General features: G+C 46.7%; 23 protein-coding genes. 12 read left to right on the forward strand and 11 right to left on the reverse strand.

All coding sequences use genetic code 11. The features are described 5' to 3' along the window. Positions 1 to 160: 160 nt before the first annotated feature. The 3 genes from KTO58_RS15770 (at position 161) to KTO58_RS15780 (ending at position 995) form a co-directional block, all read left to right on the forward strand. Positions 161 to 325, forward strand: a complete 165-nt coding sequence (locus KTO58_RS15770; RefSeq protein ID WP_157752914.1) for a hypothetical protein — start codon at positions 161 to 163, stop codon at positions 323 to 325. Positions 326 to 622: 297 nt separating this feature from the next. After that, complete coding sequence (locus KTO58_RS15775; protein WP_157752913.1) at positions 623 to 781, forward strand: hypothetical protein; 159 nt, start codon at positions 623 to 625, stop codon at positions 779 to 781. A 49-nt stretch (positions 782 to 830) separates the two neighbouring features. Beyond that, the gene (locus KTO58_RS15780) at positions 831 to 995 is read left to right on the forward strand and encodes a hypothetical protein (RefSeq protein ID WP_157752912.1); all 165 of its coding nucleotides are present in this window, start codon (positions 831 to 833) and stop codon (positions 993 to 995) included. Positions 996 to 1,076: 81 nt separating this feature from the next. Here the strand turns inward: KTO58_RS15780 and KTO58_RS15785 are convergent, their stop codons facing one another. The 7 genes from KTO58_RS15785 to KTO58_RS15815 form a co-directional block, all read right to left on the reverse strand. Then, on the reverse strand, positions 1,077 to 2,129 hold the full coding sequence (locus KTO58_RS15785) for a hypothetical protein (protein ID WP_095838446.1): 1,053 nt from the start codon (positions 2,127 to 2,129) through the stop codon (positions 1,077 to 1,079). 103 nt (positions 2,130 to 2,232) lie between these two features. Beyond that, entirely contained in the window at positions 2,233 to 2,442 is a 210-nt protein-coding gene (locus KTO58_RS15790) for a hypothetical protein (protein ID WP_157752911.1), read from the reverse strand. Positions 2,443 to 2,728: 286 nt separating this feature from the next. Continuing rightward, a complete protein-coding gene (locus KTO58_RS15795; RefSeq protein WP_095838444.1) occupies positions 2,729 to 4,060 on the reverse strand; it encodes a DEAD/DEAH box helicase in 1,332 nt (443 codons plus the stop codon). Between the two features lie 139 nt (positions 4,061 to 4,199). Further along, complete coding sequence (locus KTO58_RS15800; protein ID WP_095838443.1) at positions 4,200 to 5,627, reverse strand: L-tyrosine/L-tryptophan isonitrile synthase family protein; 1,428 nt, start codon at positions 5,625 to 5,627, stop codon at positions 4,200 to 4,202. A gap of 11 nt (positions 5,628 to 5,638) precedes the next feature. After that, positions 5,639 to 7,108 (reverse strand): L-tyrosine/L-tryptophan isonitrile synthase family protein, encoded by a 1,470-nt coding sequence (locus KTO58_RS15805; protein WP_157752910.1) that lies wholly within the window; start codon positions 7,106 to 7,108, stop codon positions 5,639 to 5,641. Positions 7,109 to 7,267: 159 nt separating this feature from the next. Next, positions 7,268 to 8,452, reverse strand: coding sequence for an MFS transporter (locus tag KTO58_RS15810; RefSeq protein WP_225859781.1), 1,185 nt, complete (start codon positions 8,450 to 8,452; stop codon positions 7,268 to 7,270). Between the two features lie 36 nt (positions 8,453 to 8,488). Next, a complete protein-coding gene (locus tag KTO58_RS15815; protein WP_095838440.1) occupies positions 8,489 to 9,157 on the reverse strand; it encodes an HAD family hydrolase in 669 nt (222 codons plus the stop codon). Between the two features lie 548 nt (positions 9,158 to 9,705). On the opposite strand from KTO58_RS15815, the gene KTO58_RS28930 reads away from it, so the two are divergent. After that, positions 9,706 to 9,933, forward strand: coding sequence for a helix-turn-helix domain-containing protein (locus KTO58_RS28930; RefSeq protein ID WP_095838439.1), 228 nt, complete (start codon positions 9,706 to 9,708; stop codon positions 9,931 to 9,933). A 127-nt stretch (positions 9,934 to 10,060) separates the two neighbouring features. Further along, on the forward strand, positions 10,061 to 13,087 hold the full coding sequence (locus tag KTO58_RS15825; protein ID WP_225859782.1) for a glycosyltransferase family 117 protein: 3,027 nt from the start codon (positions 10,061 to 10,063) through the stop codon (positions 13,085 to 13,087). A 64-nt stretch (positions 13,088 to 13,151) separates the two neighbouring features. Here KTO58_RS15825 and KTO58_RS15830 read toward each other — a convergent pair whose 3' ends face one another. Continuing rightward, a complete protein-coding gene (locus tag KTO58_RS15830; protein WP_095838437.1) occupies positions 13,152 to 14,150 on the reverse strand; it encodes a zinc-binding dehydrogenase in 999 nt (332 codons plus the stop codon). A 150-nt stretch (positions 14,151 to 14,300) separates the two neighbouring features. Between KTO58_RS15830 and KTO58_RS15835 the strand changes: the two genes are divergently transcribed. Further along, entirely contained in the window at positions 14,301 to 15,263 is a 963-nt protein-coding gene (locus KTO58_RS15835; RefSeq protein WP_095838436.1) for an ion channel, read from the forward strand. A gap of 56 nt (positions 15,264 to 15,319) precedes the next feature. Here the strand turns inward: KTO58_RS15835 and KTO58_RS15840 are convergent, their stop codons facing one another. Further along, positions 15,320 to 16,501: an acetyltransferase domain-containing protein gene (locus KTO58_RS15840; RefSeq protein WP_095838435.1), complete on the reverse strand. Its 1,182-nt coding sequence runs from the start codon at positions 16,499 to 16,501 to the stop codon at positions 15,320 to 15,322. Between the two features lie 667 nt (positions 16,502 to 17,168). Here KTO58_RS15840 and KTO58_RS15845 point away from each other — a divergent pair. From KTO58_RS15845 to KTO58_RS15860, 4 genes are all read left to right on the forward strand, one after another. Then, positions 17,169 to 17,489, forward strand: coding sequence for an HvfA family oxazolone/thioamide-modified RiPP metallophore (locus tag KTO58_RS15845; protein ID WP_095838434.1), 321 nt, complete (start codon positions 17,169 to 17,171; stop codon positions 17,487 to 17,489). Between the two features lie 107 nt (positions 17,490 to 17,596). Next, positions 17,597 to 18,427: an HvfB family MNIO-type RiPP peptide maturase gene (locus KTO58_RS15850; RefSeq protein ID WP_095838433.1), complete on the forward strand. Its 831-nt coding sequence runs from the start codon at positions 17,597 to 17,599 to the stop codon at positions 18,425 to 18,427. Beyond that, positions 18,414 to 19,163 carry an HvfC/BufC N-terminal domain-containing protein gene (locus tag KTO58_RS15855; RefSeq protein WP_095838432.1) on the forward strand — a complete coding sequence of 250 codons (750 nt, stop codon included), beginning with the start codon at positions 18,414 to 18,416 and terminating at the stop codon, positions 19,161 to 19,163. The genes KTO58_RS15850 and KTO58_RS15855 overlap by 14 nt, the downstream gene beginning before the upstream one ends. A gap of 236 nt (positions 19,164 to 19,399) precedes the next feature. Beyond that, the gene (locus tag KTO58_RS15860) at positions 19,400 to 20,107 is read left to right on the forward strand and encodes a DEAD/DEAH box helicase family protein (RefSeq protein WP_095838431.1); all 708 of its coding nucleotides are present in this window, start codon (positions 19,400 to 19,402) and stop codon (positions 20,105 to 20,107) included. Positions 20,108 to 20,111: 4 nt separating this feature from the next. Here the strand turns inward: KTO58_RS15860 and KTO58_RS15865 are convergent, their stop codons facing one another. Then, the gene (locus KTO58_RS15865) at positions 20,112 to 20,975 is read right to left on the reverse strand and encodes a hypothetical protein (RefSeq protein WP_095838430.1); all 864 of its coding nucleotides are present in this window, start codon (positions 20,973 to 20,975) and stop codon (positions 20,112 to 20,114) included. A 64-nt stretch (positions 20,976 to 21,039) separates the two neighbouring features. After that, the gene (locus KTO58_RS15870; RefSeq protein WP_095841542.1) at positions 21,040 to 22,023 is read right to left on the reverse strand and encodes a LuxE/PaaK family acyltransferase; all 984 of its coding nucleotides are present in this window, start codon (positions 22,021 to 22,023) and stop codon (positions 21,040 to 21,042) included. Positions 22,024 to 22,224: 201 nt separating this feature from the next. On the opposite strand from KTO58_RS15870, the gene KTO58_RS15875 reads away from it, so the two are divergent. Then, positions 22,225 to 22,668, forward strand: coding sequence for a hypothetical protein (locus tag KTO58_RS15875; protein ID WP_095838429.1), 444 nt, complete (start codon positions 22,225 to 22,227; stop codon positions 22,666 to 22,668). Positions 22,669 to 22,758: 90 nt separating this feature from the next. Continuing rightward, the gene (locus tag KTO58_RS15880) at positions 22,759 to 24,297 is read left to right on the forward strand and encodes an acyl-CoA carboxylase subunit beta (protein ID WP_095838428.1); all 1,539 of its coding nucleotides are present in this window, start codon (positions 22,759 to 22,761) and stop codon (positions 24,295 to 24,297) included. Positions 24,298 to 24,379: the final 82 nt, after the last annotated feature.

The raw sequence follows: 24,379 nt of genomic DNA on the forward strand, positions 1-24,379 counted from the left end.
CCAATTATTGCGCCAATTGTGCAGTGGATGCTATTCACTGCGGAGAGGTTACTGGTTTCAGCAGTGAAATTGCGCAAAAATCCATTTTTTACGGTGAATTTTCTTTCGGGAGATGGGCTGTAATTTAACGGGTATTGTTTACCATTAATAACCTCTCATTATGAAAAAGGAAAAATCGAGCAAACTGCAACTGACTAAAATCAAAGTGGCTAACCTGAGCCAGCAACCTATCAAGGGTTTATTGGAGGTGACTACTACTAACCCGACACATCCGACCAATCAGACCCGTTGTTTTGTCTGTTTTGGAACAGTGATCGAGCTGTAATTGTTCCTTATTTTCTGCCACCCTTAAAATTTTCTTTGTATGAAGGAGGAAAGTACCGGAAAACTGCGACTGCGAAAAATGAGGAGACTTTCACTATCGGGCCTGTAAGTTTGTAATTCGTATTCATCCCTTTATGCGATCAAGGCATTTAAGAAGTATATACCTAAGGGTATGCGCTTTTTTTCATTGGGTTGTGTTGGATTGTGCGTGATAAAAATCCACCTTTCCGGTGATGTCTGTATTAAAATATTCTGTCTACCTTGATGGTATTTGTTTAACCTTCATAACCCTCCTATCATGAAAAAAGAAACATTGAGCAAACTGCAGTTAAAGAAAGTTAAAGTGGCTAATCTGAGCAATACGAAAGCAGGTGTTGGCCCTATCACTACCCTTACTACGGACCCTACGAGGAAGACCCGTTGTTTCATCTGTCCGGTTACTATTTTCGAAGCGTAGTCTGCATTCTACATTCATGGCATTTATCTAACCATCATAACCATCTATCATGAAAAAGGAAAACGCAAGCAAACTGCAATTAAAGAAAATCAAAGTAGCTAATCTGAGTAATATGAAATCAGGTGGTGGATTAGCGGGTATTTTCGCTACTACTACTGATCCAACTAAACTGACCCGCTGCTTTATCTGTCCGCCGACCAGCATACAAATTTAGTATGTAATCAGCACTCAGCATCGGATGCTGTTAATGAATTGAAGAAGCGTATACCTTGCCGGGTATACGCTTCTTTATTTTCTATTTCTTTATGAGCTGATAAGTGTTGTTGTTGTTGTTGTTTGTGCGGATATCGAGGTAGGGACATTTGAATGCGAAGTGGTCGCCGGCTGCTTCGAGATGTCCGAAGTGGTCTTCTTTTCGCAGGATGGTGCTGCCGCCTTCGAGCGCCTTGTTAAAAGTGAGGGACAGGGAGCCATTGTCCTGGCTGGTGGAGAGGGCGTATTGATTGAATACCTGTAAGCCGGTTTCGCTGAATACTGCGCCCTCTTTTGTGACCTGCAATTGAATTTGCCATTGTTCTTCTTTTCCTTTGCCGAGTACCAGTTCATAGTTGCCATACCAGGATGGGCTGACGGCGGTGGCGGGGGTATTGCCGTTAGCGATGGTGAGGCGGATATAGCCCGGTGCGGAGGCCTTCTCTTCGCTGGGGATGAGTTTGAGATAGGCGGTATTATTGTCTTTCCAGCAGACCTCTTTGACCAGTTGTTTGAAGGTCTTTTGCCAGGCTTTGGCGATGGCGCCCGGTGCAACAGCGTATATGGTCACTTCGGAAGTGGGTGTTGGTTCATCGTTGGGATTGGCGGCGTAGGAGACGAACCATTTTTTATCTGGTGTAATGAAGGGAATACCGTTGATGGTGTCTTGAGCGCCGGAGTTTTTATCGAGTAGCAGGTAGAAGCGGTATTCGTAGCCTTTTCCTTCTATGAGGTATTTACTTAGTGCGGGGATGGCACCCAGGTAGCGGTAAGCGAGCCTGTCTTCGTCGTGAGGGGTACCCTCGTTGTTTTTGAAGGAGGCACTTCCATTTGTCAGCGGGATGGTGGTGACGCCATTGACTGCTGCGAATGACCCGGCATTATTATCAAAAATATTTTTATAGGTGGATCTGTATTTTTCGAATTCAGCGGCGGAGATGTCTCCCTGTTCGATGGTAAGCACTTCGCTGACGGGCGCCATTTGGGCGGTTGTATCGGGTATGGATAATGGCGTTATCGGGCTGTCTGTGACCACTGTTTTACCCGGTTGGTTACAGGCCAGTAGAATGGTGAATACTAAGAACAGGTTTTTCATTCTTTGATCTCTTTAAATTTTGGCTCATATTCCTGTATATGAAGTTGATCATGGCGATCTCCGTCCGGATCATTTTTACAGTGAATGAGTAGGTTTATCCTTGTTATACGGCTTTATGCGTCCGGAGGTACCGGAGGTCGCCATTAAATCCGTTTAGGTGGAATTTACTGGGGCGGGAGCTACTATCGGAGTTGCTGAAGCCATTGAAAGTATATCCTTCGTAGCCGCATTCGAACCGGGCACCGATGAGGCCACCCCATGTTTTATTATTCAGGAAATAGCGTCCGGTATTTAAAGTTAGTTTAAACTTCACATTTCCGCTTTCATAATTTTTCAGTTCGCGAATATCCACCAGGTCGACATAGCTACTTTTATTGGCTCCCTTTTTATGCTATTTGAAGGTACCTAGATACATTTACCAAAACTGTTATATTTTTCCTATCGTCCTGCGCGTATATCTCTGGGGTGGGAAAGGTGGACCTGAGGTATAGGAGAGTTATAGGAATGATACAGGAAAGGTGGACCTGAGGTATAGGAAAAGCCCTTTGCCGAATACCGGCAAAGGGCAATAATTTCATTGATTATTAATGCATTAAGAATTATTTCCGTTTTGCTCCCCTGGTTTTTGGTTTACCGTATTTCAATTTCATTTTATCGGCGTGGCTGACCTTACGATTGACCTTTTTGTTCTTGGCCAGTTTTTCGTGGAAGGCGGCGCCGGCACCTTCTCTGGATACTGGTTTGATGAGGGTATTGCGCATGGCCACTTTGGGAATTTCGTCTTCTGTGAGGACGGTAGATATTTCCAGGTTGGCCGGCAGGGGTGCTTGCGGTATCTGATAGTTCATGAGGGCCTCGATGGCTTCCAGCTGTTCTGTTTCGCGTTCGGTGACGAGGGTGACGGCGATCCCTTTGCGGTCTGCTCTACCTGTACGGCCGATGCGGTGGATATAGTTTTCCGGTACTTCCGGGATATCGAAATTGATAACATGGGAGACTTCGGCGACATCTATACCTCTGGCGATTACGTCGGTGGCGATGATCATTTGATAGTTGCCTGCCTGGAATTGCTGAATGGTTTCGAAGCGGCGTTTTTGTTCTTTATTGGAGTGGATGACGCCTACTTTTTCCGGGAACCGGGTTTCCAGTTGTTCGAAGAGTTGGTCGGCCAGCTGTTTGGTGGCGGTAAAGATCAGCACTTTGGTCATGTCCTGGTCTGTATTAAGCAGCAGGTGCAAGAGATTGACCTTGGTATTGAAGTTGGGTACGAGGTAGGCCACCTGGGAGATATTTTCCAGGGGGGTACCGGCGCGTGCGGCTTCGATCCTTTCCGGGTTGTTAAAATATTGTTCTATAAGTTGTTCTACTTCTTCTGTGATGGTGGCGGAGAAGAGCAGGTTTTGCCTGCGTGTGGGGAGCAGGTCGAGGATATTCATCAACTGGGGACGGAATCCGAGGTTAAGCATTTCATCGACTTCATCTATGACGAGGCGTTTTACGTTTTTGAGTTTGAGCGATCCGCTCAGCACCAGGTCGTACAGGCGGCCGGGGGTGGCTACTAGTATATCCAGTCCTTCCAGCATGGCGGCCATTTGCGGTTTCATATTTACGCCACCGTATACACCGGATACGCGGAGGGTCATGTAGGTGGTAAGTGATTTGATGGCATCTACTACCTGTACTACCAGTTCGCGGGTGGGTACGATGATGAGCATCTGCGGTGGTTTCTCCTTCGAATACTTTAGCTGGCGCAGAGAGGGCAACAGATAAGCAAAAGTTTTCCCTGTACCGGTCTGTGCGATACCACAGACGTCCCTTCCGGACATGGTTACGGAGAACACTTTTTGTTGTATAGGAGTAGGCTCGATGAATCCCAGTTCATCGAGTGCATTCAGCAATGGCGTATTCAGGTTCAGGTCGCGAAAAGTCATATCACTACTTAAAAAATAAGGTACAAAGGTAGGGCTATTCTGAGAGTGTGACAAGCTGAGAGGCTTTTGGGCGGAGAAGGGGCGACAAAAAAAGGGGCAGGTCAAAGCCTGGCCCCCTTTTCAGCAGGTGGAATCTTTGTTATTTGAGTAAGGAGATGTTTGTCAGGAAAGCTATGCCGGAGAGGGCGCTGACTACTTCTTTGTTGCTATTTCCGATAAGCAGGAGTGGCTGATTGTGGGTAACGAGGGGTTGGAAAAGGGCTTGTTGCTCATTGCCATCCGGCTGTAAAAATACCGGTCGGCAGGATGTTACGCTGGTGAGATAAGGTTTAAAATCCAGTCCATTTTCGCAGGTCATACCATATTCCTCTAATATGCCCACTACATGTTGGGGCATTGTGTTGGCATATCTTTTACCAAGCAGTAGTAAGGCGGGGATGTCTGGTTTGTGTTCTTTTTCGATAACGGAGAGCGGTATTATGCATGCTTCGGCGTATCCTGTAGTGTTAGTACGGCCGGCTACCTCTCCCAGTCCTAACAGCAGGTGTTTGGCAGCGGATATTCTGGCTACTGCGGTCATCCATTGCCGGGTCTCTAACCATACGGCAGGGGGACATTCTGCTGTTTGTACAGGCTCTTGTATGTCCGGGTTTGCAATAGATGCCAATAGTTGCCGTAGCCATTGCTTTTTGGATTCATCGGGGAGTGATCGTAACCATTGTTTGGCGGCCTCGGGTACGGGCAGGTCATGCGGGGCGGTTGTCATGGCGTTGCATTGTATTCCCAGCAGGTGATGCCAATCAATACTGAATAACACCATACGGAATATGGCATCGACGTCCTGGGGGGCGGGCGGATGTTGTTGCATGCGGTGCTGCAGTTGCTCGCGGATATATTCGCGGCTGTGATACCTGGTGATATCGGAGAAGCAAATGTGTTGCTCCAGGCCCAATGCGGCTGTTATTAATTTACGCTGCTGATTATAGGTATCGTCGATATATGAGCGGGTGAAGACTGATTCAAAAAACCTGGTGCCACCTGTGATGATATGGCATTCTACCGGTACTTCTTCATAGATCAGTTGTATGGCCTGTAGTATGACGCCTAGCCTTGCCAAGGCGAACATCTCTGCTATATCCGGGAATGGGCCGGATGCTTTGAGTAGGCCGGCGTCTTTTTTGGGTTGTCCCCAGCCCAGTTCGAACACCAGTTTGCCCTGTTGCTGCTGGCACTGCCAGATCTGTTCGCGCAGGCTGGTGCTATCGAGGTAGCTTGCATTTTTGGAGATAGCGGGATGACGAAATATCTCTGCACAAGCGGCGGCCCGGAGTCGCTGTTTATCAGCGGAGAATTCATATGATGGTAAGGCGTTCATGAGTTCCAGCTGTTGCCGGGCTCTTTTGGCCAACAGGCGAGCCTGTTCGGCCATATTGATCTTCCATTGTGTGATCACCTTATTCAGCTCTTCTGTGCTGATGATGACCGGCGATTGTGTTTCATAGTTGGGGATGGTATCGATCTGGTTCAATACTTCCCACAATCCATCAAATTTTTCCTTGTATTGCATGCGGTTACTTTTTAATCGAGGTCCAGATAATTGTGTAATAATTCATAGACGCTGACTGACTGATCCAGGTAACAGATGGGTTGTCTTAATGCGTGCATTTGCATTAGCGGGCTATCCGGAGGCAGTATGCCACCCATTCCATCCAGCATTACGGGACGTTCTCCTTTTGATTCCCTTTCTATGCGATAGACAAAATCGGCTTTGATGTGTTCTTCTTTTTTTCTGATGCCACCGACAGTATGTTGTGCGGTGAGGGTCATGCAAGCGCTGTTGGTGGTGATGAACTTGATCTCTCCAGCTTTACCATGGATGGTTAGTTTCACCTGATCGGGATCTATTTTTTTCCACATTTCAAGGCGGCGATCTGTAATGGAAGTGGCTACATATTTCAGTGCGGCAAACCAGGCCTGTGTGCGCATGTCGATCATGATATCGCTGAAATGGGTACGATAGTCGCCATCTACTTGCGGTGGTATCTGGCTATCGGTGATGATCCTGATATCCTTTGCGATGGATTGGAGATAGAAAAGATAGAACTGGCTGGCTGTATCGTCTCTTTTCAGCAAGGGTAATGCGAGTGTTTCATGTTTGTAGTAGACGATAGAAAGGATGGCTAATAATGTAAAAGCGATCTGTTCGCCTGTGCTGTCGATCAGGCGGACATGTTCTATGCTATCCATTATGTTATAAGGATCGAAGTGTTCGGTGTATTTATCTGTCAGTTCCCGGAACCTGTTGCGATACATGCCTGTACGTTCTTCTACTTTTTGCTGCCCTATCGCGTTTAATACGGCTGATTCGTAGTCGATGATATTGACCAGGTGGGAGGTACCCAGTTGTTGGTTCCAGTAGTGCATTCCTTTTTGATAGCCGGCCACCATATAGTGAGGTGTGAAGCAAGCGCGCCGATATTTAGAGCCATCTGCATAGATATTAAAGTTTACTTCATGCGGGTAGATCTCTGAGAGGATATGTGCTACTTTATAACATCTTGCAAGGGAGGCTATTTCTGCGAAGTCGGGCAGGTATCCGGCATTCTTCACGGGGGATATGGGTTTCCAGCTGAATAGCGGCAGGCATAATGACAGTGGTTTCTTTTGTTGCAGCAGAGAGCGAATTTTATGATGCATCAGCTGTTTGCTAAAATGCGCTTCTTTCACATTAAAGAAAATCTTGTCGAAGAAAAATTCGGTGATCAGCTCAGCGGGGCCAGCATGTTTGGCATTGTACAAGGATAGGCTTTTACGCGTCCTTTTTATCAGTGCCAGCAATCTTGTAGAGAGGGTATCATTGGTAGACTGGCGTATCGAAGCGATCACATTTTCTATCCATACCTGGTAAGGTAGCCGAATGGCCTGCTTATCGAAGGTATGCTGATCGTACAGCCTCATCTCATCGCGGCTGCAGGTGTCCAGTATGCGATGTCCATTTGATATCCGGGAAGCGTATTGGTCACTTCCAAAGAGTTCATCTGCGTCCATAATGATTAAAAGTTTTCGAGTTAACATTTGTTTTTCCAGACAGGTTTATACTTATTTATTGGCGGTTATGGCAATAGAAGGGCTTTATCCATTTGTTGTGGATATTCTTTACCATGACTGGTAAAGGAGCAATGCCATTAATAATATTGACCGAAGTATCTATTTTTTCCGATGCTGATACAAGGTGTACCAGAGGGTGGCAAACAGTGCGATGAACGGCAATGGCAATACGGTCCAGTTGATGGTACGCCAACCGTATTTATAGAATGTGGTACCTGCGAGCAGGGATGATAATGCGATGACGACGTATACGATCGTATCGTGGATAGCCTGTATGCTTTCGCGTTCTGCCGGTCTGTAGGTGGTAGTGAGTAGTGCGGAGCCTCCCACATAAAGAAAATTCCAGCCTACGCCCAGGAGTATATAGGACCCTGTGAAGTAGTGGAGTCCCGGCATTTGGAGATTGGTGAGTATAGATAGTATGAGCAATATGGCTCCTGTCATGGTAAGGGTAGAGAGGCCGAATACTTTACTCAGCCAGCCGGTGAACAAGGAAGGTAAAAACATGGCTACGAGGTGCCATTGGAGGACATTGGCGGCTACGGCAAACGAGCAGCGTTGTGCATCCAATACCAGCGGGGCCATAACCATTAGGTAGTTCATGACGCCGTATCCGACTGCGGAGCAGGTAACGGCGATCAGGAATGCCGGTTGTTTAATAATGATACTATAAGGTCTTTTTGCTGCTGTGGAGCTCTGATCTGGCTGCTGTGGTATTTGAAGATATCTGATGATAAAGGCGGTGATCAGTGTGAGGCCTGTGAGGAGGATGAAGGTGGCGGTAAAAGGTTGTTGTGTGAGTTGTGCGGTGGCTTGTGCGAGGGAAGGGCCACAGAAGGCGGCGATGATGCCACCCAGTAAGGTGAGTGATATGGCGGTGGTTTTATGTGCGGGGGAAACGCTTTCGGCGGCGGCGAAGCGGTAGTATTGGGAGACAGCGTTGTGGCCGCCGATGAAGGTTTTACAAGCTGTAAAGAGGGTGAAGCTGTTGATAATGATCGATAGTGCGCTCAGGGCCATTCCTATGGCACCTAACAATGCTCCTGTTGCGAAGGCGTTTGCATAACCATATTTCCTGATCAATACGGCTACTGGTATCAGTACGAGCATGGTGGCCAGGTATTGAAAGGAGATCGGTAATGTAGCCAGGGAGGCGTTGTTTGCCAGGGATTTGCCGATGATAGGAGAGGTGGCGATAATGGTGCCGGTGCCTATCATGAATATGGCCTGGCTTATCATCAGGAGGATGATATTTTTCCAATTAAAATTCCCAGATATTGACATGTGCATGGCCGCTTATTTACAATCGATTGTAGTCTGCTACAAAGTGATATTGGAATAGACCTCACTGAGTTCGGAGAAGGCGAGGATACATTGATCTGGTGATGAGGTAAGTGCTTCTGGGGTTCCGTATCCGTATGCGGCGTAGGTGAAGCTGATACCTGCATTTCGGGCGGCCAGTTCATCATTAATGGTATCGCCTATCAGCGCGCAATTTTTTGGGGGGCGGGTGCTAGCGCGGATGATATGTTGTACCGGGAGGGGATGTGGTTTTTTTTGCGGCAGGGTATCACCGCATATGATGGTGTTGAAGAACGGGGAGAGTTGTAGTTCATGCAGTATTTGCAGGGCGATGGTCCCGGCTTTGTTGGTGCATACGGCGAGGTAGGTGTTTTGTGCTTTCAATGTGGATAATGTGTCGTGTACATTTGGATAGAGGTATGTATCGTGCAGGGGTTCTTTGAGATAGGCAGACAGGTATTTCTGCTGCAGGTGATGGACCAATGACGGTTCGGGTATTACGCCTGCTTTTTGCAAGGCGCATTGTACGAGGGCGGTTCCGCCGGTGCCGATGCAAGGTAGTACTTCTTCGCGTAGTAAAGGCAGCAAGCCTTCGGCTGTTAGTACTAGGTTGATGGCAAAGGTGATACCATTGGCGGTGTCTACGAGGGTTCCGTCGAGATCAAATATCAGGGTGTTGTTGTTCATAGTCGTGTTTTTCTCAAAAAGCCCAGTGTTGTTGCTATGGTATTTGGCGGTCTTTCAAAAAGTAAGCGATTACGTACCAGGTATTTATTGGATGTAGGGTTACTGTATTCTGATATAAAATTGGCTGATTATTTTCGAAAGATGAAATTATACGATAAAAAATAGTTTCCCTAGGGGAAACTTAGTTATGCTAGTGGATAATGCGGTACAAGTAATATGACTATAAGCGGCGCTAATGCTGTGTACGGCATACACATTTCAGTGAAATAAATACCACTATTACAATAATTTTTTGACCGGTCATGTTTGTATCTCTGGGATAAATCGTTTACTTTAGTTGACTATGACTGATTTTTAAAACTCATTGTTGAAATGCCCTTATAGTTGTTACCCATTTTTTACCCAATTCCGATACTATTTTATCCGTATCGATAATATTGTTGAATTATTTTTTTGGTGCACGTTAAAAAATCGCTATCTGGTTACAACAGCGTTGCTGACGCAGTTTCTGCGGAGACCTTTGTGTTGTACCCTTAACAGGTATTTGTATGAACAACAAATTTCTCAAACTTGTAGGCTCGCGTTTACAGTATCATCGGCTTGAGAAAGGAATCAAACAGGAGTTTATAGCAAGCCATTTACATGTAAGCAAGTCGTATGTCAGTAAGGTTGAAAATGGCCGCACGCCTCTGCAGCTTGTCCTTTTTGTACGTTATTGCTCTATTCTGGATATCTCCATCCATGAGATACTGGATGATATGCTTAGCCACTTTTAACATAATTTTTAGAGTAGAATGACTTCCTTTGGATGGGAAGGAATATGCGCTGTCCACGTATCTGTGATCTTGTTGAACTCCCTGCCGGCGAGTGCCGGATTTACTGTTGCTATTAACATCCTGCAATATGAATTTCAATAAGTTAAACACACTCCTAGGTTGGGGGGTGTGCCTGATCGCCTGTACGGTGTATCTCAGTACTATGGAGGCAACTGCCAGCCTGTGGGATTGCGGCGAATTCATTGCTGCTGCCTGGAAGTTACAGATCCCTCATCCTCCCGGCGCTCCTTTATTTTTATTAATAGGGCGGCTTTTCACCATGTGGTTACCCCCGTCGCAGGTGTCGTTGGGTATGAATATATTGAGTGCCCTGGCTAGTGGATTTACTATTCTTTTCCTTTTTTGGACCATTACTCACTTTGCCCGTAAACTGTTGTTACCGAAAGGGATGTTGCCTGACGGGGAGCGCACGATTGCTATCCTGGGTGCGGGTGTGGTAGGTGCATTGGCTTATACTTTTTCTGACTCTTTCTGGTTCTCTGCCGTGGAGGGAGAGGTATATGCACTTTCTTCTCTTTTCACGGCTGTTGTATTCTGGGCGATCCTGAAATGGGAGGAGCAGGCGGATCAACCCTTTGCGGACCGCTGGCTGGTATTGATCGCCTTCATCATGGGATTGTCTATTGGTGTGCATTTGCTTAACCTGCTGACCATTCCTGCTATTGTGATGGTATATTATTTCAGGCGGTATAAGCCTACCGTGAAAGGCGGTATCATGGCTTTCCTGGTGGGTTGTGCCATTACAGGCATTATACAGACGGGGCTTATACAATATCCGGCGAAGATCGCCAGTGTGCTGGAAGTATGGCTGGTCAACAGTTTTCATCTCCCTTTCAACAGCGGGGTGGTATTGTTCATTGTATTGATATCGGTGGTATTATGGGCGGGATTCCGCTGGGCTAATCGTAAGCGTTATTACCATGTGCGGCTGGCGTTGTACTGTACAACTTTCCTGCTGATCGGTTATTCTACTTATATTACTACGTTGATACGTTCCAATGCCAATCCGGGGCTGGATATGTATAATGTGGATAATCCCATGGCGCTTAAAGGTTACCTAGGCCGGGAGCAGTACGGGGATTTCCCGTTGGTGTATGGTCAGACGTTTACTGCGAAACCGGTAGATTACGAAAAGATCCAGCCTATGTATGTGAGGGAAGGAGATCATTATGCATTGGCCGGGCATCAGTATAAGGCGGTGTACGATCATAAAGATATGATGCTGTTTCCCAGGGTATGGGATTCGGATACGCAGCAGGGGCATGCCAATGCCTACCGTCAGTGGCTGGGACTTGCAGAGGGGCAGGCGCCTACATTTGCGGACAACCTGCGTTACTTCTTTACTTATCAGCTGAACTTTATGTACCTGCGATATTTCTTCTGGAACTTCGCCGGTAAGCAGAATGACATACAAGGCAACGGTAATGTACGGGATAGTAATTGGATATCCGGTATTCCTTTTATTGACAACCTGTTGTATGGGGATCAAAGTACCATGCCTGATAGTTTACTACATAACAAAGCACATAATACCCTCTTCTTCCTGCCATTCATTTTAGGTATACTTGGTTTGCTTTATCATTATCGCGGTCATCGCGGCGATAGTCTTGTTGTGGGTTTACTATTTTTCTTTACCGGTGTTGCTATTGTATTATATATCAATCAGCCCGGTGCGCAGCCCCGGGAAAGGGACTATGCTTATGTAGGTTCTTTCTATGCCTTTGCGATTTGGATAGGGTTGGGTACCCTTGCGGTGTATCAATGGATGAAAAAGCGGAGTAAGCTGGCATATACTCCTGTTGTCGCTACTGTACTTTGTATGCTGGCAGTGCCTGTGCTGATGGCTTCCCAGGAGTGGGATGATCATGACCGTTCGAACAAGGTGATTGCCCGTGATGCGGCCAAAAGTTTCCTGGAATCATGTGCGCCGAATGCTATCCTGTTCACCCTTGGTGACAATGAGACCTATCCCTTGTGGTATGCACAGGAGGTTGAGGGCGTTCGGCCGGATGTACGCATTATTCATTCCGGGTTGCTGGCGGCGGAATGGTATATCAATCAGCAGCGGCAGCGTATCAATCAAAGTGCGCCGGTACCACTGACGTTAAGTGCCTCACAGTATAACAGCGACCAGCGTAACTATGTACTTTATCATGACGCCGGTATCTTTCCTCAGGACAAGGCTTATAATCTGCGGGAGGTGATACAGTTTGTAGGGACTGACGATCCACGTATGCAGCTGACGACTACACGCGGCGACCAGGTGAACTTCCTCCCCTCCAAGCAATTGTTCGTACCTGTTGACAAGCAGCAGGTCATGCAGCAGGATGTGGTATCTGTAGCGGACAAGGACCGGATCGTATCACCGGTGACCTTCCAGTTGAAGAAGGACGGGTTGCTCAAAAATGAGCTGGCGTTACTGGATATCATTGCCAGTAATGACTGGAAACGGCCTATCTATGTGACCACGCCCGCTATCGTGCAAGGGCTAGGGTTAGATAATTATCTGCAAAGCGAGGGATTGACGTTCCGGTTGGTACCGGCAGCTATCCCTGCAGCAGCGGATGGACAACGGGCGGAGATACCCATTTATACGGAGAAAACCTACAAAGCGGTGATGCAAAAATTTGCTTTTGGCAATGCGGACAAGAAAGGTATTTACTTTGATGAACCCAACCGGGTGATGTTGCAGCGGTTGCGTGATACCTGCACCCGGCTTGCAATAGACCTGGCGGAAAAGGGAGACAAGGCGAAGGCGAAGGAGGTATTGGATACGATGGACCGGCATATATCTGAAGCTAATTTCCCATATGCGATGACCTCTCAAGGTAACTTCCACAATATTGCGGGGATGCAGACGGCATACGCTTACTACCTGGCCGGAGATACTGAAAAGGCGAAGGATATTTCTGACAAGATTATCAAGGATTGTACGCAGCAGATCCGCTACATTCAGTCTTTACCCGCCGATAAACTCAGTGGTGATCTGCAGGCGGATTATGATCGGGCGGCACAGTTCATCATTCCGCAATTGCAGAAGATGAAGGAGACATTTGCCACTGCGAACCAGGTAGAGCTTCATAAACTGAACTAACGTAAACATAGGCATACCAGATAGAAAAAGGGCGGTCATAGTAAATGACCGCCCTTTTGATTGGTTATACTTCGAGGACCACTTTCCCAAATCGGGAGGAGTCGTTATCTAGTAGTCTTACGGCATCTTCTGCATGTGCCAGGGGCAATACTTCATCTACTATTGGGATTATTTTATACTGATCGATAAAATCGAGCATGGCTTGAAAATCTTTGGGGGAGCCCATGGTGGTACCGAGGATGCTTAGTTGTTTCCAGAAGATGGGGCGGCCATTGATAGCAGGAATATTGCCAGCGGTGCCACCGAAAAATACGATCCTGCCACCTGGAGCAGCTAATGCGACCAGGTTTTCAAACCCATCTCCCAGTGCGCTGTCTATGATGACATCAAAGGCACCCGCCTGTTTGGCCAGTTGCTCTTTCCAGTCTGCATCGCGATAGTTAACGCCACCTTTTGCACCCAGGGCGATGGCCTGTTCGATCTTCTCACGGCTGCCGGAAGTGACATAAGTGTCGGCGCCTGCGTTCACGGCCCATTGTAGGGCGAAGGAGCCGGCGCCCCCTCCTACTCCTGAGATCAGCACTTTTTCTCCCGGCTGCCATTGTCCTTTGACGAAGAGTGCCCGGAAGGCGGTGAGTCCGGAGAGCGGGAAGGCAGCAGCCTGTTCGAAGGTGAGGTGAGCTGGTTTATTGAAAAGGTTTTGTACCGGCACCTTTACATATTCTGCGAAAGTACCTGCTTCCGGTAGTCCGAGGATGGTGAAGGATTTCTGTTGTACGGCTTCATTACTGCCCCAATTCAGGGAAGGCAGTATCACTACTTCTTTGCCTATCCAGGTATTATCTTTCTCATCGCCTACGCTATGAACGGTGCCACTGCCATCAGATCCTAATACGATCGGAAATTTCAAACCTGCATATTGTCCTTTTTGTATCCACCAGTCCCTTTTATTAAAGGCTGCTGCCTGGATTTTCACGACAGCTTCTCCCGGTGCTGCTACCGGCATGGGTAATTCTTCCAGTTCTAAGGGTTGATCGATTCCGTTTAATACGACTGCTTTCATTCCTTATTTTTTATTGGGTGATATGTTCTTCAACTACCTTTAAAGGTAACATACAATCCGGATATGGGTATTGCAGTGTATACTGATGTGGTGATGCATATATTTTATACATTTATATTCCCTTAAGGCAGGGAATAAATCTTACTCATTATGCCGTTGATCTCGCGCATCAATCCATTTTCAAAACAAAACAATGATACCGGTTTCGGCGTAAATGCCGAGGGCTATGGGGGCCGTTTTATCAACCGGGATGGCACTTACAATCTGCGCCGGGAAGGGTATCCTTTCTTCGAGCGGTTCAGTGTTTATCATATGTTACTGAGTTTACCCGGCTGGCAGTTTATTGCGGCTTTATTACTTTTTTTCCTGGTGATCAACCTGGTATATACCGGTGTTTATCTCGTGCTGGGCGCGCAGCAATTACAGGGGATTATTGCTCATAACGGATGGGAGCGATTTAAGGAGTTATACTTTTTCAGTACGGAGACCTTTACTACGGTAGGTTACGGACGTGTAAACCCGGTTGGTGACGGCGCCAATTTTGTGGCGGCGATAGAAGCGATGAGTGGGTTTCTTTCTTTTGCTATCGCTACGGGCCTTATATATGGCCGGTTTTCCAAACCCAGGGCACACCTGGTGTTCAGCGACCATGCGATCATTGGTCCGTATAAAGGCGGACAGGGGCTTAAGTTCCGATTGGCCTGTTATAAGGAGAACCATACGTTAAGTGATCTGTCAATAACGGTGAACCTGGGATTGCAGGTGCAGGAAAACGGAGAGGCGGTGTATAAATTTTACGAGTTAACGCTGGAGCGTAAGCACCTACAAAACCTCCCTATGAGCTGGACGGTGGTACATCCAATAGACGAGAACAGTCCGCTACTCGGCTTAACGGAAGAAGACATGCAGCAGGCAGATGTAGAGTTGTATGTCATGCTAAGAGGATTTAACGACGTGTATTCCAACTTCGTGGCGCAGCGAACCTCTTATACTTATGGTGAGATCAAACACGGGCGGAAGTTCGTGCCGATGTACCGGGAAAGTCACAACGGCAAAACGACCATACTGGAATTGCAGCACCTGCATAAACATATCCCCGCAGGAGAAGCGTAGTAGAACTGGACGTGCTCATAAAGCTGTCCCTGTGTTTCCCCACTTAGTTGACAAAACTACACATAGCTGAGCCACCACTGACGATGAGTACGTTTGTAGGCTGCGAACCACCGGCAAGGAAGGTAAAGCGTTACTACAACCGTGATCCATATGAGGTATACCCCGAATAAGGATAGCCCTCCGGTAGGCGGACGGAAGAAAAACATGGGGCCGGGGATGTCTTTTACGCCATAGCCTGCTATAAAAAAATAGATGACGGACAATATCCGGATCAGGTAAAAATGTGCGACGTAGTAGAAAAAAGGCACTGCTCCGTATGTTCGAGCTATCTCCAGCCACTTGCCTGCTTTGCCTTCCAGGGCAGCCAATATTAGGAGTCCTGTGCCTATTGTAACACAGGTATATGATAACGAAGGTGGGTATTTACTGATGTTCAGAAAGGAAAGAAAAGTACGCCAGGAGGTAGCTTGTATACTCCACGGCTGAGGGTCTCCATACTTATTGGCCCATCGTATGATCACAAACAGCAGGATCATTGCCATACCTGTAAGCAGCAGTAGCCGTTTTCTTTGAACGGGTGTTACTTCGGCGATATATAAGCGCCCCAGGGCGTAACCTATAAACATAATCCCTGTCCAGGGTAGAATGGGATAGAGGTAGAAAATAGTAAGATGGCTGTTCAGGGGCACAACGGCCTGCCGGTGTAAAAATATCCAGAAGGGACCTACCTGGCCTTTGCTTATCGCTTCGCCGGCATCCAGGAGGTTATGGCTTCCGGTGATCAATATACCGATCAGCAATATAACCTGCCACTGTAGTTTCACCATTAGGGACAGCAAGATCATGCTAAAGCCGATCGCCCATAGTACCTGTAAGATGATGAGATGGAAGGCGGGGTTAATGGTGAGGCTGAAGTTAATGATAGTGATTTCTACGACCAGTAACCATAGTCCGCGAGACAACAGCAAACGTTGTTGCTCTCCCGGGGATCTGCGCTGACCGGCGAGGAAGGCCGCGGTGCCTGAGAGCAGCACAAAGATGGGCGCACAAAAGTGGGTGATCCAACGTGTGAAGAACAGGATGGGTGTGGTGGTGGCAGGATCGACAGGATCATGCTGGAAGGCATCTATGTGAAAAAAATCCCGGACGTGGTCCAGTGCCATGATCACCATGATGATACCCCGCAGGATATCTATGGTATGTATTCTTGCCTTAGGGGGTACAGCAAGTTGTTGCATAAGTAGCGTGGTATTAGGTGATAGTTTCCGACTGCGAGAACATTTAGCGCAATGTAGTGTTGTTTATAGACAGCTTTGGTTGTTGTATTCCCTGTAATTGTTTTTGACGTAACAGTTTATTCTCCGGTAATGCCGGATCAAGAGCGATGTAACTAATATTTTGACAGCAGGCTCAGGCAAATTGCCTATCCGGTCAATTTTCTATCCGAATCACCCAGGACAAGCTAGCCACAGCATTACTATCTGCCAGATTATCAACAATTTGCGCTTAATCAAATCATAACACCAGGATCAACATCATCAGGACCGTATAAGGCTGTAGGTTATTATTATGACTTTTAACAATATTGTCAAAAGTACAATTTACACCTTTTCCCCCATAAAATGCCCCCCGGGAAGGCGAAAGAATTAGCGTCGGGAGAGGTCAAATGGCATACTATGTGGATAATGTTATGTAGCAGGTGTGGTACCTATTTTTCCTGATGTAGTTATCGAGACTATATGTTATTTAACAACCTTTTAGGGAAAAAGAAATTTTGGTACCAAATCCAGGCAGTATAATTGCATCGTAGATAGAATGCATAACGTTACGCTATCCGATTCCCGATCTGAGTCGATCTAGTTCACCATTCACTAATAAATAAACTTCACTATTAAACTTACAACAATGGACAACAAAAAGAAAGGTCTGTTAAGTGGCTCTTTAGTGGCCGGCGCACTCTTAGCAGCTGTTACTCTTCCTGTTAGCGCTACACCTGCGTTTCATTTTAACGAATTAGGTTCCGGTGCTACAGTACGTACTAATCTGCTGGAAGAAAAAGCAAGTACCAGCAGAGCACTTGAGCTGAAATGCGGCGAGAAAAAGGATTCTGCAAAAGTAAAAGGTAAAGAAGGTAAGTGCGGAGAGGGTAAATGTGGCGAAGGCAAATGTGGTGGCAAGAAGAAAAAAGGAAATAAGAAAGACTCTACGAAAGCAGAGAAGCCATAACTCACCATCTGGCTATTTGCTAAATTTCTTACTCATCCGGTAGGAAGTCGTACCGGCTTTCCTACCGGTGTTTTTGCATAATGTGGTGTTGTAAAAAACTAATTGTTATGGTAGGTATTGGTTTCAGAAAAGATTTTGCGACAGAGATGCTGGAAAACCCTGTACTCCATCCTGCTTTTATAGAAGTAGCGCCGGAGAACTGGATAGGTATTGGAGGATATTGGAAAAAACAGTTGAGGCGTGCGTTGGAGCGCTATCCACTTTTTACGCACGGACTTAGCCTGTCTATCGGAAGTCCGGATGAACTGGATATTGATTTTTTACGCAAGATCAAACAGTTCCTTCAAGAGACCAATGCACAGTTATATTCTGAACACCTTAGTTATTCCAAATGTGACAATGCACATTTGTATGATCTGCTACCCATTCCTTTTACCGGTGATGCCGTGAAACATGTTGCTGCCAGGATACGGACCGTGCAGGAGGTATTGGAACGGAAGATGGCGATTGAGATTGTCAGTTATTATACGCCGGTAGCGCCGGAGATGAGCGAGTTGCAATTTATTAATGCGATACTGCAGGAGGCAGATTGTGACTTATTACTTGATGTCAACAATATCTATGTGAATGCATTCAATCATCAATATGATGCCCGTCAGTTTATAGATCAGTTACCATTGGAAAGGGTAGCTTACATACATATGGCGGGACATGAGCAGGTATCCCCCGACCTGATCATAGATACACATGGCGAGGCTATTATTGACCCGGTGTACGAATTATTTGGTCACGCGATGGAGCAATTGGGAAGGGATGTGCCTGTTTTGCTGGAGCGGGATTTTAATATTCCGGCGTTACACCTGTTGCAAACGGAGATGGAGCGGTTACAGGCCATCAAGTCTGCTGCGTTAAAACCTGCTGCTTATGCTGTTGCGTGATCATACCAAACAGCAGCAATCCTCCCTGGCTACTTATTGCCGTACGGGAGAGTACTCCGCTATCCCTGGTGTGCGGGAGCAGCATGTGCATCATTACAGGCGGTTGGTTTACAATGTGGTAGATGATAGTTTGCAATCGTCTTACCCGTTGACGTTCCAGCTGCTGGAGACAGAGGAATGGGATGAGCTGGTACAGGCGTTTTTCAGTGAACACGGCTGCCAGTCCCCCCAGGTATGGTATATGCCCAGGGAGTTTTATGAGTGGTACCAGGGATATGACAGTCCACTGCATCGGCAATATCCTTTTTTAAGCGAATTGTTGCTGTTTGAGTGGCTAGAGGTGGAATTATATATGATGGAGGATATACCAGCTGTTTTTAAGGCCGGCGATTTAGGATCGGAAGCATTGGTAATCAACCCGGAACATCATTTACAGTATTTTACTTACCCGGTGCATCTTAAGCAGGCTGCTACGATCACAGCTGAGGATGAGGGGCATTATTTTCTGTGTCTTCACCGGCATCCGGAGAGTGGGGAGATCTTATTCAACGATCTATCTCCGGCTTTTGTACATATGTTGGAATCACTGGCATCCGCTCCTATGGAGCAGGCGGGGCTTATTTCCAGGACCTGCGAATTATTGCAGATACCTGCCAATGAAGACATTAAACAAGCTACCGCTGCTTTTTTTGCGCAGGCGGCTGCACAGCGGCTGATATTAGGTGTCGCCCAGTAACGGTACGGGTTGTTCGTAACAAGTAACCCATATGGATGTTGCAACTGAATTTTATGTTGTTTTACCCGTTTTTCGCTACATTCGCAGCATACGTAGGACACAGGCATTGAAATCACAGAATTGAATCGCTATTCTTTGAGAACTGTTTCGCATAATGACAACAAGGGGGCGAACTGCTGATGCCGTTCAATACTGTAATATCGCGACCGTCTATTTTAAGAGAAAAAATCTATATCATGAAGAATGAAATGCCATCAGTAACATCTACGTATTTCATTACACTAATCAAGGATTATCTGCAAGGTCGTAAAACCAGTCAGGAGATCGTGGCCGTAACCGCGGGCGTTATCCCACTCGACAGTGAACCCGATGAAGAAGAAACGGACATCACCCATCAGCTCAGTGATGCAGCAAGGGAGATGAATGAGCATTTTTATTTTGATATCGTTACCCATCTGTCTCACGCAGAAGATACTACGCCTACCCGCGAAGGTTTATTACATCACCTGGAAGAGTACGTAGCAGGTCATCTCACTGTTCAGGAGTTACTTCATTGGGCGACCTGGCATAATATGGATGCTGGTGAGACCACAGCAGGCATATTTGATAACATTGCCGTTGAATATTTTTGTCTGGACTTTCTACCCAAGTTCTATCAGCAGTTGCATGCAGACAAGTACCAACGTATATTGGATATCTTTCGCGTGAATATTGGTGATGAATTGAAAGAGAAGATTGCTATCCTGCTTGTATTAGAGAAAGAGCGGCAGAGTTTTCTGTTTTTCCTGCGTGATTTTGTCAATCAGCGTAAGTCTTCAGAAGATCTGGATATTTACCTGATGAGTAAGTTCGGGATGGATCACAAGAGTTTTCCTTATATGGAGGAACTTACTAACGGTACCGAATTGTCAGCGGTACTCCAAAAGGCTACTTTACTTCCTTAAGGAATCATTTGATAATGTCCCTGATATTTACCTTCCACTTTTCCCCGGTTATGATGTCGGTTGTATATGTATAGATACGATCGCCGTTACCGTATTGCAGGTACATTTCCAAGGGGAATACCACCGGAGGGTAAGAACCTTCCCTTCTCATCCGCTCTATCTGCAGTTTGTATTTTTCGGGCATCAAGCCGTATCCATGGAACAAGGTATGCGCTTCCATGGGTATCCATACATGGGCGGTTACCTGCGCATGGCTGGTTCTGGCGATCTGTAGCCCTTCCCTGTTGTTCTGTGCTACATATTCTTCACAGGCTACACCTGCGATGACTTTTTTTGCGCCGGTACGGGTCAATTGGCTCAAGTAGCCTATTTCACCCGGATATACCGGCTCCATTTGTTCTAGGTCCAGTTTCTCTTTGTCACCGCTTCCGATACGGTTCATGGCGGTTATACTCAATTGCGACTCGTTGGCAAAGTCCACATAGAAATGATAGCGGGCGCCGGTAGCTTTGCTATTCAGTTGTATACATGTCTGCGGTTTGGTATTACTGTAATAGATGACGATCTGTTCACCACCATCTACTACTTGCTGGTTAGCCTGGTAAGCGACGGATTCCTGGTATACGGCTACATCAAATTCGTAGCTTGAATCTATGCTGACAGTTTCATCTCCACCAATGGTGAGAGCAGAGCGTTTGGCAGCGGACTTAGTGGTTTCCTGCTCTGGTAATGTTGGTTCCTCTCTTCTGTCGGGATCTTCCTTCCGGGATGTGATCCCTTTTACTTTATCGGATATTTTCTTAAAAAACTGGGCATGTACGGGCGCGGCAAGCGCCAGCCATATTACAAACAGTATAGGCGTTTTCATAGCGATTGTTTTCGGGGCGGTAAATTACAATAAAATGTAATCAGTTAAGTAGCTTTCCTTAAAGTTAACTGACCATGAGGCTACAACCACGCAGGGCAGAGTTGTCCAACCGGCCCAGTACTTCGAAGCTGCCATCGGAGTGCAGGCGGCCGATGTCTTCTGTGGCAATGAACGCGCAGGAATATACGTTGGCGAGGTCGATCACGTTGATGACGCCTGCCGCCTTTTGTGTATACAGCTGGAACGGATCATTTTCATCTCTTACGAGGACTTTCATCCAGTCGGGTGTGCGGAAACGTCCCTGTTCGCAGGCATATGCCTGGGAGAGTAGCTCTGTCATTCCGTATTCTGCATGGATGGTAGGTACACCCAGTTGTTGTTGCAGGAAGGCATGTACCTGCTCGCGCGTCCATTCTTCCCGGCGACCTTTCATCCCTCCCGTCTCCATTACAATGGTATTGGGGAGTGTTAGTGTATATTTTTCTGCAAAATCGAGCAGGCCAAAGGTGACACCTATCAGTAATACTTTCTGCTGCTGTGCTTCGAGGGCTTGCAGGCGTTCGGCCAGTTTGTCGTGCTCATACAGGTAAAAGCCGCTGTCGGCATGGTTGCTTCTCCCGATCAGTTCCTGTACCATACAGACGAGGGAAGAATGCTGGCGTTCCAGGTAGGAAGGTAGCAGTCCCAGGATGACATAATCTGATATGGGTCCGTAAAACTGTTCGAAGGCCGTCATGAAACTGTTGGTGTAGAGGGCGGCCTTTTTAACCAGGTGGCGGCTGTTGACCGTTTGTGTGGTGCCGCTGCTTTCAAATATGAGTTCCGGTTCGAAGTTGCCGCAGACTATGCGATGGGTTTTAAAAAACTGGATAGGCAGGAAGGGAATGGCGGTTATATTGGTTACGGTAGCTGGTTTTATTTTCAGGGCATCCACATAGGCGCGGTACAGCTCATTGTTTTGATATTGATAATCAAATAGTTCCAGTGCTGCTGGTTCCAGTTCTCCAGATTGGAGGGTATAAAATTGTTCCAGGGATGCTTCACTCATCGGTCTCATTTAAAGCTATTTCTAAAAGGCAAACACGCAAAGTTAGGGAGAAGGGGAAATTTAACCTGAAAAAGTAACAAACGTACCTATGCCAGCGTTCTTGTACAGAGCGATATGGTCTGAAGCGACCGGGGGGATCCCGCAAGGCCGTAACGTGTACCTGAGTTTGTATATTTCTTAAATTAATGTAGGTTTGTATATATGAAGAAATTACTCCTTTTATCGTTGGTAATAGGTTTGGCATCATTATCCTGTAAGAAAGATAAGTTGAGCAGTAAACCGGCGCTTACCTTTCTCAGTTATTCGACCAGTGAGATAAACAAGCAGATACCGGGGATGATCATGTACATCAATGTAAAGGATGGGGATGGGGATGTAGAGCAGAATATCTATTTTCAAATCATACTTAAGTCCAAGACACTGAAGGATACGGTTCCTTTTGAGCCGCGGCAGATGCCCAAACTGGAAGCCAGCAAGGGTACCCGACTTGATGCGGAGATCCAGATGACGCTTGCCCGTACTGATCTGGATGTTGCCTATACCGGTGGCCCGTGGGACAGTGTGAACTACCGTTTATATATAAATGATAATGCGGGTAATATCAGTGATACCATTGTGACACCGAAGTTGCCTATACGTAATTAATTTCTCCTGACCATATTATACAAAAAGGATTCCTTCGCTTTAGCGGGAATCCTTTTTATTTTTTAGCTTTAACCTTCATATATTGAGCTTATGAATAAAATAGCACAATTGCAGTCCATGATAGCCCAAGCCAAGTTAGGCGGGGGAGAAATACGCATTGCTTCACAGCATAAGAAAGGCAAACTAACAGCTCGTGAGCGGCTGCAACTGTTGCTGGATGAAGGTTCTTTTGAGGAGTTGGATATGTTGGTGGCCAACCGTAATAAAGGGTTGACCATTGACCAGGAACAATTCCTGGGAGATGGTGTGGTCACCGGTTATGGTACTGTTAATGGCCGACTGATATATGTTTTCTCGCAGGATTTTACGGTCTATGGGGGCAGTCTTTCTGAACCGCATGCACGAAAGATCTGCAAGGTAATGGACCTGGCGATGCAGAATGGCGCGCCGCTTGTTGGCCTTAATGATAGCGGGGGTGCCCGTATACAAGAAGGGGTTGTGAGCCTGGGTGGTTATGCGGATATCTTTTACCGTAATACCCGGGCATCGGGTGTGATACCGCAGATATCTGCCATTATGGGACCTTGCGCCGGCGGAGCGGTGTATTCTCCGGCTATTACCGACTTCATTATGATGGTAGAACAAACTTCCTATATGTTCGTTACGGGACCGAATGTGGTAAAGACCGTTACGCATGAGGAAGTAACTGCCGAGGAATTGGGCGGTGCACAAACGCATGCCAGCAAAAGCGGTGTTACGCATTTCAGCTGTGCCAATGAGGTCGCCTGCATTCAACATATCAAGCAGTTGCTTAGCTACGTTCCCCAGAACTGTGAAGAAGGTGCGCCTGTGTATCCTTATGAGGGAGGACAGGAAGCCCGGGAAGTATTGAATGACCTGATCCCTGTTAATCCTAATCAGCCGTACGACATGAAAGAGGTGATTGCAGCACTTACTGATGAGGAGAGCTTCTTTGAAGTACATAAAGATTTTGCAGAAAACATTATAGTAGGTTTTGCCCGGATAGCAGGTCGCAGTATTGGCATCGTTGCAAATCAGCCGGCACATCTGGCAGGGGTATTGGATATACATGCTTCTGTTAAGGGAGCCCGGTTCACTCGGTTCTGTGATGCTTTCAATATTCCCTTACTGGTCTTGGTAGATGTACCTGGATTTTTGCCCGGTACTGACCAGGAATGGAATGGTATCATTACCAATGGCGCCAAATTATTGTATGCATTATGTGAAGCAACAGTACCAAAGATCACGCTTACGACCCGCAAGGCATATGGCGGTGCTTACTGTGTAATGAATTCGAAACATATCGGTGCAGATCTTAACTTTGCATTTCCACAGGCAGAAATTGCGGTAATGGGTGCTAAAGGAGCTGTAGAGATCATCTTCAAAAAAGAGATAGATGCGGCTGCTGACCCTGAAGCCCGGATGAACGAATTGGTAGCTGATTATACCGAGCGGTTCGCCAATCCTTACCTGGCTGCGGAGAAAGGATATATAGACGAGGTGATTGTACCTGACCAGGCGAGGATCAAACTGATCAAGGGATTCAAAATGCTGGAGAATAAGGTTGTCAATATGCCGAGAAAGAAACACGGTAATATTCCATTATAAGCATTTCAGCACAGCATAGTGCTGTCGCAGCCGGTATAGGGTATAGCATTGATCTCCTATGCCGGCTGTACATCAGATTTAT

This window comes from Chitinophaga pendula (genome assembly GCF_020386615.1).
Lineage (GTDB): Bacteria > Bacteroidota > Bacteroidia > Chitinophagales > Chitinophagaceae > Chitinophaga > Chitinophaga pendula.